Raw genomic sequence first — 744 nt, 5'->3', positions numbered from 1 at the left:
GCCAAGAAGCTGCTGAAAGTTGCCAAGGAGAGCGATGCGCTGTTCATCCTGACGCACAATTACACCGGCTATCCGATGGTCCGCCAGGCGCGCGAAATGGTCAAGAACGGCGAGCTCGGCGAAATCCGCCTGGTGCAGATGGAATATCCGCAGGACTGGCTTTCCGAACCGAACGAGCAGACCGGCCAGAAGCAGGCAGCCTGGCGCACCGACCCGAAGCAATCCGGTGCCGGCGGTTCGACCGGTGATATCGGCACGCATGCCTATAACCTCGGCTGCTTCATCTCCGGCCTCGAGGCGGAAGAGCTCGCCGCCGACGTCCACACTTTCGTCGCCGGCCGCCAGCTCGACGACAATGCGCATGTGATGATGCGCTTCAAGGGCGGCGCCAAGGGCTTGCTCTGGTGCAGCCAGGTGGCTCCGGGTCACGAGAACGGCCTGAAAGTCCGCGTCTACGGCACCAAGGGTGGCCTGGAATGGGTGCAGGCCGATCCGAACTATCTCTGGTATACGGAGCTCGGCAAGCCGAAGACACTGCTCACCCGCAACGGCGCCGGCGCCGGCCCCGCCGCTGGCCGCGTCAGCCGCATCCCCTCGGGCCATCCGGAAGGCTATCTGGAAGGCTTTGCCACCATCTACACCGAAGCGGCAAAAGCGATCATCGCCAAGCGCAACGGCAAGCCGGTCGATCCGGCTGTGATCTATCCGACCGTCGAGGACGGCGTGAAGGGCGTGGCCTTCGTC

At 64.1% G+C, this 744-nt stretch carries 1 protein-coding gene; it reads left to right on the top strand.

Features of this window, described 5'->3' with window-relative positions; genetic code table 11:
• Positions 1 to 744, top strand: a 744-nt coding sequence (locus AC1D0P_RS26500; RefSeq protein ID WP_477679452.1) for a Gfo/Idh/MocA family protein, incomplete at both ends; no start/stop codon positions are given.

Source organism: Polaromonas sp. P1_G2 (genome assembly GCF_056405515.1).
This window is presented reverse-complemented; position numbering and strand designations above follow the sequence as displayed.